Origin of the sequence: Bradyrhizobium sp. SEMIA (assembly GCF_014844175.1) — a bacterium.
In the GTDB taxonomy this organism is placed as follows: domain Bacteria; phylum Pseudomonadota; class Alphaproteobacteria; order Rhizobiales; family Xanthobacteraceae; genus Bradyrhizobium; species Bradyrhizobium arachidis.
Genome location: NZ_CP046601.1, coordinates 5,010,852 through 5,025,382, shown reverse-complemented (window position 1 = coordinate 5,025,382; position 14,531 = coordinate 5,010,852). Strand labels below are relative to the sequence as shown.

General features: G+C 63.6%; 13 protein-coding genes, 1 tRNA gene and 1 pseudogene. 11 read left to right on the top strand and 4 right to left on the bottom strand.

Annotation, left to right across the window (positions count from 1 at the left end; translation table 11 throughout):
• Positions 1-151: 151 nt before the first annotated feature.
• From FOM02_RS24540 to FOM02_RS24530, 3 genes are all read left to right on the top strand, one after another.
• Positions 152-931 (top strand): SDR family NAD(P)-dependent oxidoreductase, encoded by a 780-nt coding sequence (locus tag FOM02_RS24540; protein ID WP_027558634.1) that lies wholly within the window; start codon positions 152-154, stop codon positions 929-931.
• Between the two features lie 133 nt (positions 932-1,064).
• Positions 1,065-1,445, top strand: a complete 381-nt coding sequence (locus FOM02_RS24535; RefSeq protein ID WP_027558633.1) for a VOC family protein — start codon at positions 1,065-1,067, stop codon at positions 1,443-1,445.
• 302 nt (positions 1,446-1,747) lie between these two features.
• Entirely contained in the window at positions 1,748-3,025 is a 1,278-nt protein-coding gene (locus FOM02_RS24530) for an acyl-CoA dehydrogenase family protein (protein WP_027558632.1), read from the top strand.
• Positions 3,026-3,347: 322 nt separating this feature from the next.
• Here the strand turns inward: FOM02_RS24530 and rpsA are convergent, their stop codons facing one another.
• The 3 genes and pseudogenes from rpsA to aroA all read right to left on the bottom strand — a co-directional run bounded on the left by rpsA (position 3,348) and on the right by aroA (position 7,295).
• Complete coding sequence (gene rpsA / locus FOM02_RS24525) at positions 3,348-5,054, bottom strand: 30S ribosomal protein S1 (protein WP_027561579.1); 1,707 nt, start codon at positions 5,052-5,054, stop codon at positions 3,348-3,350.
• A 269-nt stretch (positions 5,055-5,323) separates the two neighbouring features.
• Entirely contained in the window at positions 5,324-5,962 is a 639-nt protein-coding gene (cmk, locus tag FOM02_RS24520) for a (d)CMP kinase (RefSeq protein ID WP_027561580.1), read from the bottom strand.
• Positions 5,959-7,295, bottom strand: a pseudogene (aroA, locus tag FOM02_RS24515) (3-phosphoshikimate 1-carboxyvinyltransferase). Before aroA ends, cmk begins: the two are co-directional and overlap by 4 nt.
• 169 nt (positions 7,296-7,464) lie before the next feature.
• On the opposite strand from aroA, the gene FOM02_RS24510 reads away from it, so the two are divergent.
• The 3 genes from FOM02_RS24510 to FOM02_RS24500 all read left to right on the top strand — a co-directional run bounded on the left by FOM02_RS24510 (position 7,465) and on the right by FOM02_RS24500 (position 8,481).
• Positions 7,465-7,872 (top strand): TIGR02300 family protein, encoded by a 408-nt coding sequence (locus FOM02_RS24510; RefSeq protein ID WP_027561582.1) that lies wholly within the window; start codon positions 7,465-7,467, stop codon positions 7,870-7,872.
• 91 nt (positions 7,873-7,963) lie between these two features.
• Positions 7,964-8,039, top strand: a tRNA-Ala gene (locus tag FOM02_RS24505).
• A 214-nt stretch (positions 8,040-8,253) separates the two neighbouring features.
• Positions 8,254-8,481 (top strand): GIY-YIG nuclease family protein, encoded by a 228-nt coding sequence (locus FOM02_RS24500; RefSeq protein ID WP_027561583.1) that lies wholly within the window; start codon positions 8,254-8,256, stop codon positions 8,479-8,481.
• 3 nt (positions 8,482-8,484) lie between these two features.
• On the opposite strand, the gene FOM02_RS24495 is transcribed toward FOM02_RS24500, so the two are convergent.
• Positions 8,485-8,943 (bottom strand): MarR family winged helix-turn-helix transcriptional regulator, encoded by a 459-nt coding sequence (locus FOM02_RS24495; RefSeq protein WP_027561584.1) that lies wholly within the window; start codon positions 8,941-8,943, stop codon positions 8,485-8,487.
• Between the two features lie 156 nt (positions 8,944-9,099).
• Here FOM02_RS24495 and FOM02_RS24490 point away from each other — a divergent pair, with 156 nt between their 5' ends.
• The 5 genes from FOM02_RS24490 to ugpE all read left to right on the top strand — a co-directional run bounded on the left by FOM02_RS24490 (position 9,100) and on the right by ugpE (position 14,422).
• Positions 9,100-9,525, top strand: coding sequence for an organic hydroperoxide resistance protein (locus tag FOM02_RS24490; protein ID WP_018645071.1), 426 nt, complete (start codon positions 9,100-9,102; stop codon positions 9,523-9,525).
• 177 nt (positions 9,526-9,702) lie between these two features.
• Entirely contained in the window at positions 9,703-10,905 is a 1,203-nt protein-coding gene (locus FOM02_RS24485; protein WP_027561585.1) for a CaiB/BaiF CoA transferase family protein, read from the top strand.
• A 421-nt stretch (positions 10,906-11,326) separates the two neighbouring features.
• Positions 11,327-12,643 (top strand): sn-glycerol-3-phosphate ABC transporter substrate-binding protein UgpB, encoded by a 1,317-nt coding sequence (ugpB, locus tag FOM02_RS24480; RefSeq protein ID WP_027561586.1) that lies wholly within the window; start codon positions 11,327-11,329, stop codon positions 12,641-12,643.
• 49 nt (positions 12,644-12,692) lie between these two features.
• Complete coding sequence (gene ugpA / locus FOM02_RS24475) at positions 12,693-13,574, top strand: sn-glycerol-3-phosphate ABC transporter permease UgpA (RefSeq protein WP_027561587.1); 882 nt, start codon at positions 12,693-12,695, stop codon at positions 13,572-13,574.
• Positions 13,574-14,422: a sn-glycerol-3-phosphate ABC transporter permease UgpE gene (gene ugpE, locus FOM02_RS24470; protein WP_027561588.1), complete on the top strand. Its 849-nt coding sequence runs from the start codon at positions 13,574-13,576 to the stop codon at positions 14,420-14,422. Before ugpA ends, ugpE begins: the two co-directional genes overlap by 1 nt.
• Positions 14,423-14,531 lie beyond the last annotated feature (109 nt).

The window sequence follows — 14,531 nt, the reverse complement described above, 5'->3', positions numbered from 1 at the left end:
GCGGACCGCGCCAGTTTCGCAGACCGGAATTTAGTTTTGCCGGGGCGCATATTTGATTTTTGTCGCGGCCTTGTCCATGGTGATCACAGCATAGCAAGCAATCTTGTGCGCAGCGGCTGATGCGCCTCATATCAAGAACAGGAAACGCGCCATGAACATTTTCGACCTCACCGGACGCGTCGCCGTGATCACCGGCGGCAATGGCGGCATCGGGCTCGGCATCGCGCAGGCCCTCGCCGGCCAGGGCTGTAACGTCTCGATCTGGGGCCGCAATGCTGACAAGAACAAGGCCGCTGCCGCGAGCATGGCGGGGCTATCAGGCAAGGTCGATAGCCGCGTCTGCGACGTCACCGATCCCGCCTCGGTCAACGCCGCGATGAAGGCAACGCTCGACACGTTTGGCCGGGTCGACGGCTGCTTCGCCAATGCCGGCATCGGCGGCGGCGGCCGCAGGTCTTTCATCGAGCGCACCGAGGACGAATGGCGCACGATGTTCGCGACCAATCTCGACGGCGTGTTCCACGCGTTCCAGGCCGCCGCAAAGCACATGACCGACCGCGCCAATGCCGGCGATCCGTTCGGCCGGCTGGTTGCCACCTCGAGCCTCGCCTCGATCTTCGGCACCGCGCGCAACGAACATTATGCCGCGACCAAAGCCGCCATCAACGCATTGGTGCGCGCGCTCGGTGTCGAGCTCGCCCGCCACGGCGTCACCGCGAATGCGATCCTGCCCGGATGGATCAAGAGCGACATGACATCAGGTCTCATGGCCAACGAAAAATTCGTCGCCAATGTGATGCCGCGGATTCCGGTAAGGCGCTTCGGCGAGGCCTCCGATTTCGGCGGCATCGCCGTGTATCTGATGAGCAAGGCGTCGTCGTATCACACTGCGGACACGTTCGTGATCGACGGCGGCTATACCGCGTTTTGAGATTTCGTAGGGTGGGCAAAGGCGCGCCTGCGCCGTGCCCACCAGAAGCATTTTTCATTGTCGTGGTGGGCACGCTGCGCTTTGCCCACCCTACGGTTTTCCGAGTTTGTAAGCGCAGAGGGGAACAGGGCAAATGTTTTCACACGTGATGATCGGCACCAACGATCTGGACAAAGCCAAGGCGTTCTACGACAGCCTACTGAGCACACTCGAGGTGCGGCCGGCCAGGGTCGACGGGCACCGCATCTTCTACATCACCAAGACCGGCGTGTTCTCGGTGACGAAGCCGATCAACGGCGAGCCGGCGACCTGCGCGAACGGCGGCACCATCGGCTTTGCCGCCAACTCGCCTGAGCAGGTCGACAAGTGGCACGCCGCCGGCGTCGCGGCCGGCGGAACGCCGATCGAGAATCCGCCCGGCATCCGCGAGGGCGCGGGGAACAAGCTCTATATCGCCTATTTGCGCGATCTCGACGGCAACAAGATCTGCGCGATGCACCGGATGCCGAATTGATTTAGCGGCAACCACTGTTGTCATGCCCCGGCTTGACCGGGGCATCCAGTACGCCACGGCTTCTCTGTGAATCACCGCTGTCTCTGGAATACTGGATCGCCCGAACAAGTCGGGCGATGACAGCGGAGAGTGACGCACGCGCCCGCCGTCTCTCGCCCGCCTCCCATTCAAACAACATTTCAAACGCCCTCGCGAAATTCCATCACATGGCATGGCTCGCGTGAGAAAATACGCGCTCGCACTTTGGCGTCGCTGCGACTATTGTTGCGGCCAACACGATCTCAGCGCCTTCGGGAGGAACAATGACAAAGCACGCCTACATTCCCCGCACCACCAACTACACCCTCAATCCCGGCGACGAGCTGAACGACCTTCGCATGTCGGACCAGGTCCGGCCGCTCTATGATCACGTCAAGAAATTCATCCGCGACACCGTCGAGCCGATGTCGATCGAGTTCGCCAAGGCCGGCGAAGGCAAGGAGGATCGCTGGAGCTTCACGCCGAAGCAGCTCGAGGTGCTGGAGAAGGCCAAGAACAAGGCCAAGCAGGAAGGCCTCTGGAATTTCTTCCTGCCCGATGACGAGACCGGCCAAGGCCTAAAGAATCTCGACTACGCCTATATCGCCGCCGAGCTCGGCAAGAGCCCGCTGGCCTCCGAAACCATGAACTGCTCGGCGCCCGACACCGGCAACATGGAGGTGCTGGAGCGCGTCGGCACCAAGGAGCAGAAGGAGAAGTGGCTCAAGCCCCTGCTCAACGGCGAGATCCGCTCGGCCTACGTCATGACCGAGCCGAACGTCGCCTCCTCCGACGCCAAGAACATCTCGACCACCGCAAAGCTCGTCGGCGACGAATGGGTCATCAACGGTGAGAAGTATTACATCTCGGGCCTTGGCGATCCCCGCTGCAAGATCCTCATCGTGATGGTGAAGACCAATCCGGATGCGGCGCCGAGCAAGCAGCAGTCGCAGATCCTGGTGCCGCGCGACACGCCCGGCGTCGAGGTGCTCGGGCCGATGTACGTGTTCGGCCAGGACCATGCGCCGCGCGGCCACATGCACATGCGCTTCAACAATGTGCGCGTGCCGAAGGAGAACATGCTGCTCGGCGAAGGCCGCGGCTTCGAGATCTCGCAGCTCCGCCTCGGACCGGGCCGCATCCATCACTGCATGCGCACCATCGGCAAGGCCGAGAAGGCGCTCGACCTGATGGTGCAGCGTGGCCTCACCCGCGAAGCCTTCGGCAAGAAGATCGCCCATCTCGGCGGCAACATGCAGATCATCGCGCAGGCCCGCTGCGAGATCGAGGCGATGCGGCTGATGGTGCTGAAGGCGGCGAAGGCGATGGACGTGCTCGGCAACAAGGAAGCCCGCGTCTGGGTCTCCATGGTCAAGGCCATGGTGCCCGAGCGCGCCTGCAAGATCATCGACCAGGCCATCCAGATGCACGGCGCCACCGGCATCTCGCACTGGACCCCGCTCGCGGAGATGTATCAGGACGTGCGCCATCTGCGCTTCGCCGACGGTCCGGACGAGGTGCACTGGATGGTGGTCGGCCGGCACGAGCTGAGCATGGCGTGAAGACTCCCTCCTCCCCCTCTCCCCGTTCTTACGGGGCCGCGACGAGCTTCGCTCGCGCTGAGAGGGTTGACCGAGCCGGCTCACGGCGTCAAGCGCCAAGGACCCAACGGCTTCCCGCCCAACCTATCCTGACAGACTTCCAAGACACAGGGACCCATAACCCCGGGGAGCGGTTTGGCGAAGACTCGGAGTTATCAGCTTCGCGCAACAACTACTCCCTGGGGTTATGGGTCCCCGCCTTCGCGGGGACGACAACTGAGCGAGCAACAAAAAAGCCCCGGCTTTCGCCGGGGCTCTGATGTCAGCAAAACGAACGTTTCGCTTACTTGCTGTCGCGGTTCTTGAGCGCGGTGCCCAGGATGTCGCCGAGCGTCGCACCCGAATCGGAGGAGCCGTACTGCGCGATGGCTTCCTTCTCTTCGGCGACTTCGAGCGCCTTGATCGACACCTGGACCTTGCGGGCCTTCTTGTCGAACTGGATCACGCGGGCATCGACCTTCTCGCCGACGGCGAAGCGTTCGGCGCGCTGGTCGTTGCGGTCACGCGCGAGCTCCGAGCGCTTGATGAAGGTGGTGAAGTCGGTACCGGCGATCTTCACCTCGATGCCGCTCTCCTTCACTTCGAGCACTTCGCAGGTCACGACCGCGCCCTTCTTGACATCGCCCGGCTCGGCGAAGGGGTCGCCTTCGAGCTGCTTGATGCCGAGCGAGATACGCTCCTTCTCGACATCCACATCGAGCACCACGGCCTTCACCATGTCGCCCTTCTTGTAGTTGTCGATCACCTGCTCGCCCGGAAGCTTCCAGTCGAGATCGGAGAGATGGACCATGCCGTCGACGTCGCCCTCGAGACCCAGGAACAGACCGAACTCGGTCTTGTTCTTGACCTCGCCCTCGACCACCGAACCGGTCGGGTGACCTTCGACGAAGACCTCCCAGGGGTTGCGCATGGTCTGCTTGAGGCCGAGCGAGATGCGGCGCTTGACGGAATCGACTTCCAGCACCTGCACGTCGACTTCCTGCGAGGTCGACACGATCTTGCCGGGATGCATGTTCTTCTTGGTCCACGACATCTCGGAGACGTGGATCAGGCCTTCGATGCCCGGCTCGAGCTCGACGAACGCACCGTAGTCGGTGATGTTGGTGACACGGCCGGTGAAGCGGGCACCCAGCGGGTACTTGGCTTCGATGCCCTGCCACGGATCGTCCAGCAGCTGCTTCATGCCCAGCGAGATGCGGTGCGTCTCGTGGTTGATCTTGATGATCTTGACCTTCACGGTCTGGCCGATCGAGAGCACCTCGGTCGGGTGGTTGACGCGGCGCCACGCGATGTCGGTGACGTGCAGCAGGCCGTCGATGCCGCCGAGATCAACGAACGCACCGTAATCGGTGATGTTCTTGACCACGCCGTCGATGACCTGACCCTCTTCGAGGTTCTGCACCAGCTCCTGGCGCTGCTCGGCGCGGGTCTCTTCGAGAACCGTGCGGCGGGACACCACGATGTTGCCGCGGCGGCGGTCCATCTTGAGGATCTGGAACGGCTGCGAGTTGTTCATCAGCGGCGCAACGTCGCGGATCGGACGGATGTCGACCTGCGAGCGCGGCAGGAACGCCACGGCACCGTCGAGGTCGACGGTGAAGCCGCCCTTGACCTGGTTGAAGATGACGCCGTTGACCTTCTCGTTGTTCTGGAACGCCTTCTCGAGCTTGCCCCAGCTCTCCTCGCGGCGCGCCTTGTCGCGCGACAGCACGGCTTCGCCGAGGGCGTTCTCGATGCGATCGAGGAACACTTCCACCTCGTCGCCGACCTTGAGTTCAGAGTCACGGCCGGGGCCGGAAAATTCGCGCAGGGCCACGCGGCCCTCGGTCTTCAGGCCGACGTCGATGACGGCCATGTCCTTTTCAATTGCAACCACCTTGCCCTTGACGACGGAGCTTTCCTGCAGGTTGCCACCTGCGAAGGACTCGTCGAGCATCGCGGCGAAATCATCGCGCGAGGGGCTATAGGTATCAGCAGAAGTCGAAGCCATTTGTTCTCCAGTTGCGGATGTCTTGCCGGCCGTTGGGTTCAAGGGCGCATCGCACACGCAGTGTCGGAAGGTCCGCAAAACCTTCGAGCGACCGCTCGTTGCCCGGGCCTTGCGGCCAGAACAACGGAAACGGGCCGGCTGAGGCCCGCGCATTCGATACGTGGAATTCTTGTGTCCGGAGCCTGGATCGCGCCGGTCCCCAAACCAGGGACCGAGGGTATCGACCTCAAAGAGCGGGAGCGGGCACTTCCTCCAATGACGGCGGCGGCTTAACCCCGCGACCGGCCCGCTCGGACAGCCTCGATAATGTCGATGGCGGCCCGGACGCCGCCTTCTATATCCAGTTGGGAGTTATCTAGCAAGTAAGCATCCGGGGCCGGTTTTAAAGGCGCAATCGGCCGGTTCTTGTCGCGTTCGTCGCGCTGGATGATGTCGGCAAGCACGGCCGCCTCGTCCGCGTCTTCGCCCCTCGCCCTTGCCTCCATGGTCCGTCGCCGCGCACGGACCTTGGGGTCGGCAACCACGAAGATCTTCACGTCGGCATGCGGGCAGATCACGGTTCCAATGTCCCGGCCGTCCAGCACCGCACCGGGCGGATCGGCGGCAAATTGCCGCTGGAAATTGAGCAGGACTTCGCGAACCCTGGGAATGGCCGAAACAATGGACGCGCCCTCACCGGCCTCCTGGGTCTTCAGCGCGGGGTTGCCGAACTTTTCGGGGTCGAGTTCCAGCGCCGCCTGCACCGCCGCTGCCTCATCCCGGAGATCATGACCCGACTGCATCAAGGCATAGGCCACCGCGCGATAGATCACGCCGGTATCGAGATGACGGTAGCCGTAATGATGGGCAAGGCGCTTGCCGAGCGTCCCCTTGCCCGAGGCGGCGGGCCCGTCGATGGCGATGATCATGAAAACTCGGCCCCTAGCGAACGCATCATGGAATGAAATCCGGGAAACTGGTGGCGATGAACGCGGTGTCGTCGACCGTCACGGGCTGGTCGGAGGCGCAGCCCATCACCAGCGCGGACATCGCGATGCGATGGTCCATATGGGTCGCGACTGTGCCGCCGCCGGGGACATGGCCGCGGCCCTCGACGATCAGATCGTCGCCGGCGATTTCGACCTTGACGCCGTTGACGCGGAGCATGTCGGCGGTGGCCTCGAGACGGTCGGACTCCTTGACGCGCAGCTCCTGCAGGCCGCGCATGATGGTCGTGCCCTCGGCGAAGGAGGCCGCCACGGCCAGCACGAGATATTCGTCGATCATCGAGGGCGCGCGTTCCGGCGGTACCTCGACGCCGCGCAGTTTCGACGCGCGCACGCGCAATTGCGCCATCGGCTCGCCGGCATCGCCCCGCACGTCGCTTTCCTCGATCGAGGCGCCCATTTCGCGCAGCGTGGCGAACAGGCCGGTGCGCAGCGGATTGGTCATGACGTCCGACAGCACGATGTCGGAGCCTTCGACGATCAGCGCAGCGACGATCGGGAATGCCGCAGAAGACGGGTCGGCGGGCACCACGACGTTGGCACCATGCAGCTCGGGCTGACCGACGAGCGTGATGCGGCGGCCATGCTGGCCTTCCTGCACCGAGGTGATGTCGGCGCCAAAATGCTTCAGCATCAGCTCCGTGTGGTCGCGGCTGGCCTCGCTCTCGACCACGGTCGTAGTGCCCGGCGCGGCGAGGCCCGCCAGCAGCACGGCCGATTTGATCTGGGCCGAGGCAACCGGGGTCTTGTAGGTGATCGGCAGCGGATCGCGTGCGCCCTGGACGGTCAGCGGCAGGCGGCCACCCTCGCCGCCGGAGACGACCCTGGCGCCCATCTTTTCCAGCGGATCGAGGATCCGGCGCATGGGGCGGCTGCGCAAGGAGGCGTCGCCGTCGAAAATCGCCGAGATCGGGCAGCCGGCGACGGCGCCCATGACCAGCCGGCAGCCGGTGCCTGAATTGCCGAAATCCAGCGCCGCCTTGGGCTGGGCAAAGCCTCCGACGCCCACGCCCTGGACCTTCCAGGCGAAATCGCCGGTGCGCTGGACCTGGGCGCCGAGCGCCTGCATGGATTTGGCGGTGTTGAGGACGTCCTCGCCCTCGAGCAGGCCCGAAATCCTGGTCTCGCCGACCGCGAGTGCGCCCAGGATCAGGGCGCGGTGGGAGATCGACTTGTCCCCGGGCACCCGTACTTTCCCGGTCAGTGGACCGCTGGCGCGCGACCGAAGGGGCGTCGGCTTGTCGGAATGGGTCACGTTATGTCCTTGGATTGGCCCGAAATATCCCTGCGGGGCTCGCGGGGCAGGTACCACATGGTCTCCCCGCCGTCACGGGCATGTCTTTCTCCCGTAATGCGCTATTGACAGCGGGCCGCCAACTAGCCAAGTGAAGCACCGCTTTTCAGACATTCCCAGGATTCCTGCCGTGGCCAAGTCCGAACTCGGAACCAAACGTATTTGCCCGACCACGGGCAAGAAGTTCTACGACCTCAACAAGAATCCGGTGATCTCGCCCTATACCGGCGAAGTGGTTCCGATCGCCCCGGTTGCCCCTGCTCGCGCGCCCCGTGGCGCAGAAGCCCGCAGCATGGCCCAGGACACCGCGCCGGAGCCGGCCGAAGCCGAAGAGATGGTCTCCCTCGAGGAGGCCGATGCCGAGGAGAACACCGGCAAGGTCAAGGCCGTGGTGCCCGAATCGGAGGACGATATCGAGGTCGACGAGACCATCGATGACGACGATGACGATGATTCGACCTTCATTGCCGACGAAGAAGAGGGCGATGAGGACGTGACCGACATCATTGGTGATGTCGGAGGTGATGAAGAGACTTGAGATCAGCCCTGATCTGTGAAAAAGGGTGCACCGCGCGAGTCGCAAGGCTCGCCGGTCGGGAGTGATCCCCCAGGATCATCCCAGGACTTAAGGGGCCATAGCTCAGCTGGGAGAGCGCTTGCATGGCATGCAAGAGGTCGGCGGTTCGATCCCGCCTGGCTCCACCACGCTTCGCCCTTCGGGCTACGCGTGGCGCAGCCACGACGGAGCCTGAAGGGCGAAGCGTGGTGTCCGGCGTAGCCCGAAGGGCGAAGACGGACAGGTGACATTCCCGATCAAACTATCGACGATCCAGTTGGAAGCCGCCAATATAGCGCGCTGGCTTGTTCGGGCTACGCGTGGCGCAGCCACGACGGAGCCTGAAGGGCGTGGTACGTCTACATCATCCAAAGCATCGAATTCCCCGATGAGGAATACATCGGCGCGACCGAGAATTTGAAGCGACGGCTTCCTGAGCACAATGCCGGTAAATCGGCTCACACCGCCAAGTTCAAGCCATGGAAGCTGATCTGGTACTGCGCTTTTCCCGACAAGATGAAGGCCTTGGCATTCGAGAAATATCTCAAGTCACACTCAGGCCGCGCTTTCTCGAAAAAACGGCTCTGCTAACCCCTACTCCCCGATTACCGCATTCAGCCGGTCCCTCAGCGCGACGATCTCGTCCTTCATTGCGACCAGCTCCGACACCGAGCAGTCCGACGCTGCCAGGATCGACTGCGGCACGCTGCGCGCCTTGTCCTTCAGCGCGTGGCCCTGCGGCGTCAGGGCGATCAGCACTTGCCGCTCGTCCTCGCTGGAGCGGGTGCGTCTGACGAGATGCGCGGCCTCTAGCCGCTTCAGGAGCGGCGTCAGCGTGCCCGAATCCAGGAACAGCTTCTCGCCGATGTCCTTGACCGGCACGTCGTCGCGCTCCCACAGCACCAACATCACCAGATATTGCGGATAGGTCAGTCCGAGCCGGTCGAGCAGCGGCTTGTAGACGCGGTTGAAGGCATGCGCGGCCGAATAGACCGCAAAGCAGATCTGATTGTCGAGGCGCTGCGGGTCCAGCGCCGGTATCTTCCGAGGCATAACGAATCTCACGAGGTTTTTCCCATTCTGGGGCCGGCCGGCGGCATATTCAATTGCGGACAATTAAATGTGAGGCCGCGTAATTTCAATTGCGCACAATCTAATTGTCTGCGATATGGACCGGGTCCTAACCCGGAACCCCCAAGGGAGACGAAAATGTCCGTAAACGTCCTCTACAAGACCAGCGCAAAAGCCACCGGCGGCCGCGACGGCCATGCTGCGACCCTCGACGGCGCGCTCGACGTCAAGCTGACCACGCCGAAGGAGCTCGGGGGTGGCGGCGGCGCCGGCAACAATCCCGAGCAGCTGTTCGCGGCCGGCTATGCCGCCTGCTTCATCGGCGCGATGAAGTTCGTGGCCTCGCAGGGCGGCCCGAAGGTTCCGGCTGACGCCTCCGTCACCTCGACCGTCGGCATCGGCCCGCGCTCCGAGGGCGGCTTCGGCCTCGACATCGACCTCGCCGTCTCGCTCCCGGGCCTTGCCCGTGCGGAGGCCGAGGCGCTGGTCGCGAAGGCGCACCAGGTGTGTCCGTACTCCAATGCCACGCGCGGCAATGTCGACGTTCGCCTGACGGTCGTCTGATCCAATGGCGGATTGGCTGGCCCGGGATCCCCCTCGGGCCGGCCGCTTCCGCTTGATTTGCCACCCCGCGGGATTGCCGCGCGGCAGTGCATGCGGCCCTACGCCCGGCGCCATTGCTGGCGCAAACAAACCTCGCTAGGCCTGTGATCAAACGACCGACACAGGGGAAGCGAAGGCATGACTGAAGCAGCATTGGGCGCAATGAGCGGACTGCGCGTCATCGATCTCACGCGCGTGCTCGGCGGTCCCTACTGCACCCAGATCCTCGCCGACCACGGCGCCGACGTGATCAAGGTCGAGCCGCCCGCAGGCGACGAGGTGCGCGAATGGGGCCCTCCCTTCCACGAGGAGGATGCGGCCTATTTCGTCGGCATCAACCGCAACAAGCGTTCAATCGGCCTCGACCTCGCCTCCGAGGGCGGCCGAACCGTGCTGCTCAAGATGCTGGAGACGGCCGACGTCCTGATCGAGAATTTCAAGCCGGGCACGCTGGAGAAATGGGGCATCGGCAACGAGGTCTTGCGCGAAAAATTCCCGCGCCTCGTGCATTGCCGGATCTGCGGCTTCGGCGCCGACGGCCCGCGCGGCGGCAATCCCGGCTATGACGCCATCATCCAGGCCATGACCGGCATGATCGCGGCGACGGGATCGCCCGAGAGCGGACCGATGCGGATCGGCGTGCCGCTGGTCGACATCACCACCGGGCTTTATGCCGCGATCGGCATCCTGATGGCGCTCTCCGAGCGGCAGCGCTCCGGCAAGGGCCAGTTCCTGGAAACGACGCTGTACGAGACCGGGCTTGCCATCATGCATCCGCACACCGCGAACTATTTCATGCATGGCAAGCCGCCATCGCTCACCGGCAACGAGCACCCGAACCTCGTGCCTTACGCGATCTTCCCGACCAAGACCGACAACATCTTCATCGGCGTCGGCAATGACGGCACCTTCCGCAAGCTCGCCAAGGAGATCGGCAAGCCCGAGCTCGGCACCGATCCGCGCTTTGCCCGCAACAAGGACCGCATCGCCAACCGCGAGGCGCTGCGCGCCGAGCTGGCCGCGGTGTTCAGCCAGCACGAGGCCGAGCCGCTGTGCAATCGCCTGCTTGCGGCCGGCCTGCCCGCAGGTCCCGTGCAGAAGATCGACCAGGCGTTGACCAACCCGCATACGATCGCGCGCGGCGATGTCATCGAGAAGGACTGGTACAAAGGCGTCGCCTCGCCGATCCGGCTCGATCGCAGCAAGCCAAGCCTGCGCCGCGTGCCGCCGAAATTCAGCCAGCACGCGGCCGAGGTGCTGGGCGAGTTCGGCTATTCCAAGTCCGAGATCGACGCGATGGTCGAGAAGGGCACCGTCTGCGGCCCCGAGCGGAAACGCTAGCGCAAGCTGAGATCAAGCGCATTTGCACGTCGCAATGGCGGTGCGCTCCCTCCCCCGCTTGCGGGGGAGGGTTGGGGAGAGGGTGTCTCCGCAGTGAGACTCCCCCAGAGGATGGAGCCCTCACCCGGATCGCTTCGCGATCTCCCGCAAGCGGGAGAGGCTAAGGGAGCCCGGAGCCGCATCCGTTCTACCCAACTCCATTCCGCGCTGACGGTGCTCTCCTTCCCTCATCATCCAATGCCGCACTGCGGCGCGAGGCGTGCATGCGCACCGGCCGTCCGTGGCGCGTTCGCCTATTTGACGACTTCCCTTTTGGCCGCGCTTGCTGCTTTCGTTTCTCCCGCTTACACAGTCATGTGAACGTCATATGGCGCTGCTAGCGCAAGCGCCTCTTCATTGACGGGCAAGGGAGGTTTTCTTGATGGCTCTTCGACACTTTGGCGCGGCTGCCGCTATTGCAGTCACGGTTGGCATGACGGCTTCGCCGGCCCTGGCCGTGACGGAAATCCAGTGGTGGCACGCGATGACCGGCGCCAACAACGACGTCATCGTCAAGCTCGCCAACGACTTCAACGCCGCGCAGAGCGACTACAAGGTGATCCCGACCTACAAGGGCAACTACGCCGACACGATGAACGCCGGCATCGCCGCGTTCCGCGCCGGCAACGCCCCGCACATCATGCAGGTGTTCGAGGTCGGCACCGCCACCATGATGGCCGCGACCGGCGCCGTGAAGCCGGTCTACAAGCTGATGGCCGAGACCGGCGAGAAGTTCGATCCCAAGGCCTACCTGCCCGCGATCACCGGCTACTACTCGACCTCGAAGGGTGAGATGCTGTCGTTCCCCTTCAACTCGTCGTCGACCGTGATGTGGGTCAACCTCGACGAGCTGAAGAAGGCCAATGTCGAGATCCCCAAGACCTGGCCCGAAGTGTTCGAGGCCGGCAAAAAGCTGAAGGCCGCCGGTCACGACACCTGCGGCTTCTCGGGCTCCTGGGTCACCTGGGTCAATCTCGAGCAGCTCTCGGCCTGGCACAACACGCCGCTCTCCAGCAAGGCCAACGGCCTCGACGGCTTCGACACCGTGCTCGAATTCAACGGCCCGCTCCAGGTCAAGCATCTCGAAAACCTGGTCGAACTGCAGAAGACCAAGGTCTACGACTATGCCGGCCGCACCAACACCGGCGAAGGCCGCTTCACCTCGGGCGAATGCCCGATCTACCTGACCTCGTCGGCGTTCTTCGGCAACGTCAAGGCGCAGGCCAAGTTCGCCTTCACCGCGGTGCCGATGCCCTATTATCCCGACGTCAAGGGCGCACCGCAGAACTCGATCATCGGCGGCGCCTCGCTCTGGGTCATGGGCGGCAAGTCGGCCGACGAATACAAGGGCGTCGCGAAGTTCCTGACCTTCCTCTCGGACACCGATCGTCAGGTCTACATCCACAAGGCCTCGGGCTATCTGCCGATCACCAAGGCGGCCTATGAGAAGGCCAAGGCGGAGGGCTTCTACAAGGATCAGCCCTATCTCGAGACCCCGCTGCTCGAGCTGACCAACAAGGAGCCGACCGAGAATTCGCGCGGCCTGCGCCTCGGCAACATGGTTCAGCTGCGTGACGTCTGGTCGGAAGAGATCGAGCAGGCGCTGGCCGGCAAGAAGACCGCCAAGCAGGCGCTCGATGCCGCCGTCGAACGCGGCAACACGATGCTGCGGCAATTCGAAAAGACCGCCGTAAAGTAAGGCGATCAGCGGCAGGCCGGTCGCCCGGCCTGCCGCTCCCCGGGGCATCATGCAAAAGCAAGCCATTTTCCAGTCAAAGCTATTGCCCTACGCGCTGGTTGCCCCGCAACTCGCGATCGTCCTGATTTTCTTCTACTGGCCGGCCCTGCAGGCGGTGATCCAGTCATTCCTGCTCCAGGACGCCTTCGGCCTGTCGTCGAGCTTCGTCTGGTTCGACAACTACATCGAGCTGTTCAAGGACCCCGCTTATTTCGCGGCGATCGTCCGGACCTTCTTCTTCTCGTTCGCCATCGCAATCTCGTCGCTGTCCTTCGCGCTGCTGCTCGCCGTGATGGCAGACAAGCCGCTGCGCGGCTCGATGCTCTACCGCACGCTGCTGATCTGGCCCTATGCGGTGGCGCCGCCGGTCGTCGGCGTGCTCTGGATCTTCATGCTGCATCCCTCGCTCGGCGTGCTCTCGCGCTACCTGCGCGGCCTCGGCATCGACTGGAATCCGCTGCTCGACGGCAACCAGGCCGCGGCGCTGGTCATCCTCGCCGCCGCCTGGAAGCAGATCTCCTATAATTTCCTGTTCTTCCTCGCCGGCCTCCAGAGCATCCCCAAAAGCGTGATCGAGGCCGCCGCGATCGACGGCGCGCGTCCGATGCGGCGGTTCTGGACCGTGATCTTCCCGTTGCTGTCGCCGACGATCTTCTTCCTGCTGGTGATCAACATCGTCTACGCCTTCTTCGACACGTTCGGCATCATCGACACCATGACCCGCGGCGGTCCCGGCACGTCGACCGTCACGCTGGTCTACAAGGTCTATTCCGACGGCCTGCTCGGCGGCAATCTCGGCAGCTCCGCGGCGCAATCGGTGATCCTGATGATCATGGTCATCGTGCTCACGGGAATCCAGTTCCGCTTCGTCGAACGCAAGGTGACCTACTGATGGTCGAGGAAGAGGGCTTTCGGCGCTACGTCGCGCACATCATCCTCTGGATCGGGATCGCGATCGTCGCGTTCCCGGTCTACATCGCCATCGTCGCCTCGACCCAGGACAACGCGCTGATCGCCAACGGCCAGATGTCGCTGCTGCCGGGCGGACACTTCTTCGAGGTCTACTACCAGACCATCTTCGTCGGCACGAGCGGCTCGACCCGCGAGCCGGTCGGCAACATGATGCTCAATTCGCTGGTGATGGCGCTGGCGATCGCAATCGGCAAGATCGCGATCTCGATCATCTCGGCCTATGCGATCGTGTATTTCCGCTTTCCGTTCCGGATGGCGATATTCTGGATCATCTTCATCACGTTGATGCTGCCGGTCGAGGTACGCATCTATCCGACCTACAAGATCGTCGCCGACCTGCACATGCTCGACAGTTATGCGGGCCTGGCGCTGCCGCTGATCGCATCGGCCACCGCGACGCTGCTGTTCCGCCAGTTCTTCATGACCGTGCCGGACGAGCTGCTGGAAGCCTCGCGCATCGACGGCGCCGGTCCCTTGCGCTTCTTCTGGGACACGTTGCTGCCGCTGTCGCGCACCAACATGGCGGCGCTGTTCGTGATCCTGTTCATCCTCGGCTGGAATCAATATCTCTGGCCGCTCTTGATCACCACGCGCGACGACATGCAGACCATCCAGGTCGGCATCCGCAAGATGATCACCACCACCGACGCGCTGACCGAATGGCCCATCGTGATGGCGACCGCCGTGCTGGCGATGCTGCCGCCGGTGTTCGTCGTCGTCGCCATGCAGAGATTGTTCGTGCGCGGCCTGGTCGAGACGGAAAAGTGAGAGGGCGAATGGCGAATTGCGAATGGCGAACGGTTCGCCGGCGGTCGAGCGGCGCTGGCATGCCCGCTTGTTCAACTACTCACTATTCCCTACTCGCCATTCGCGCGAG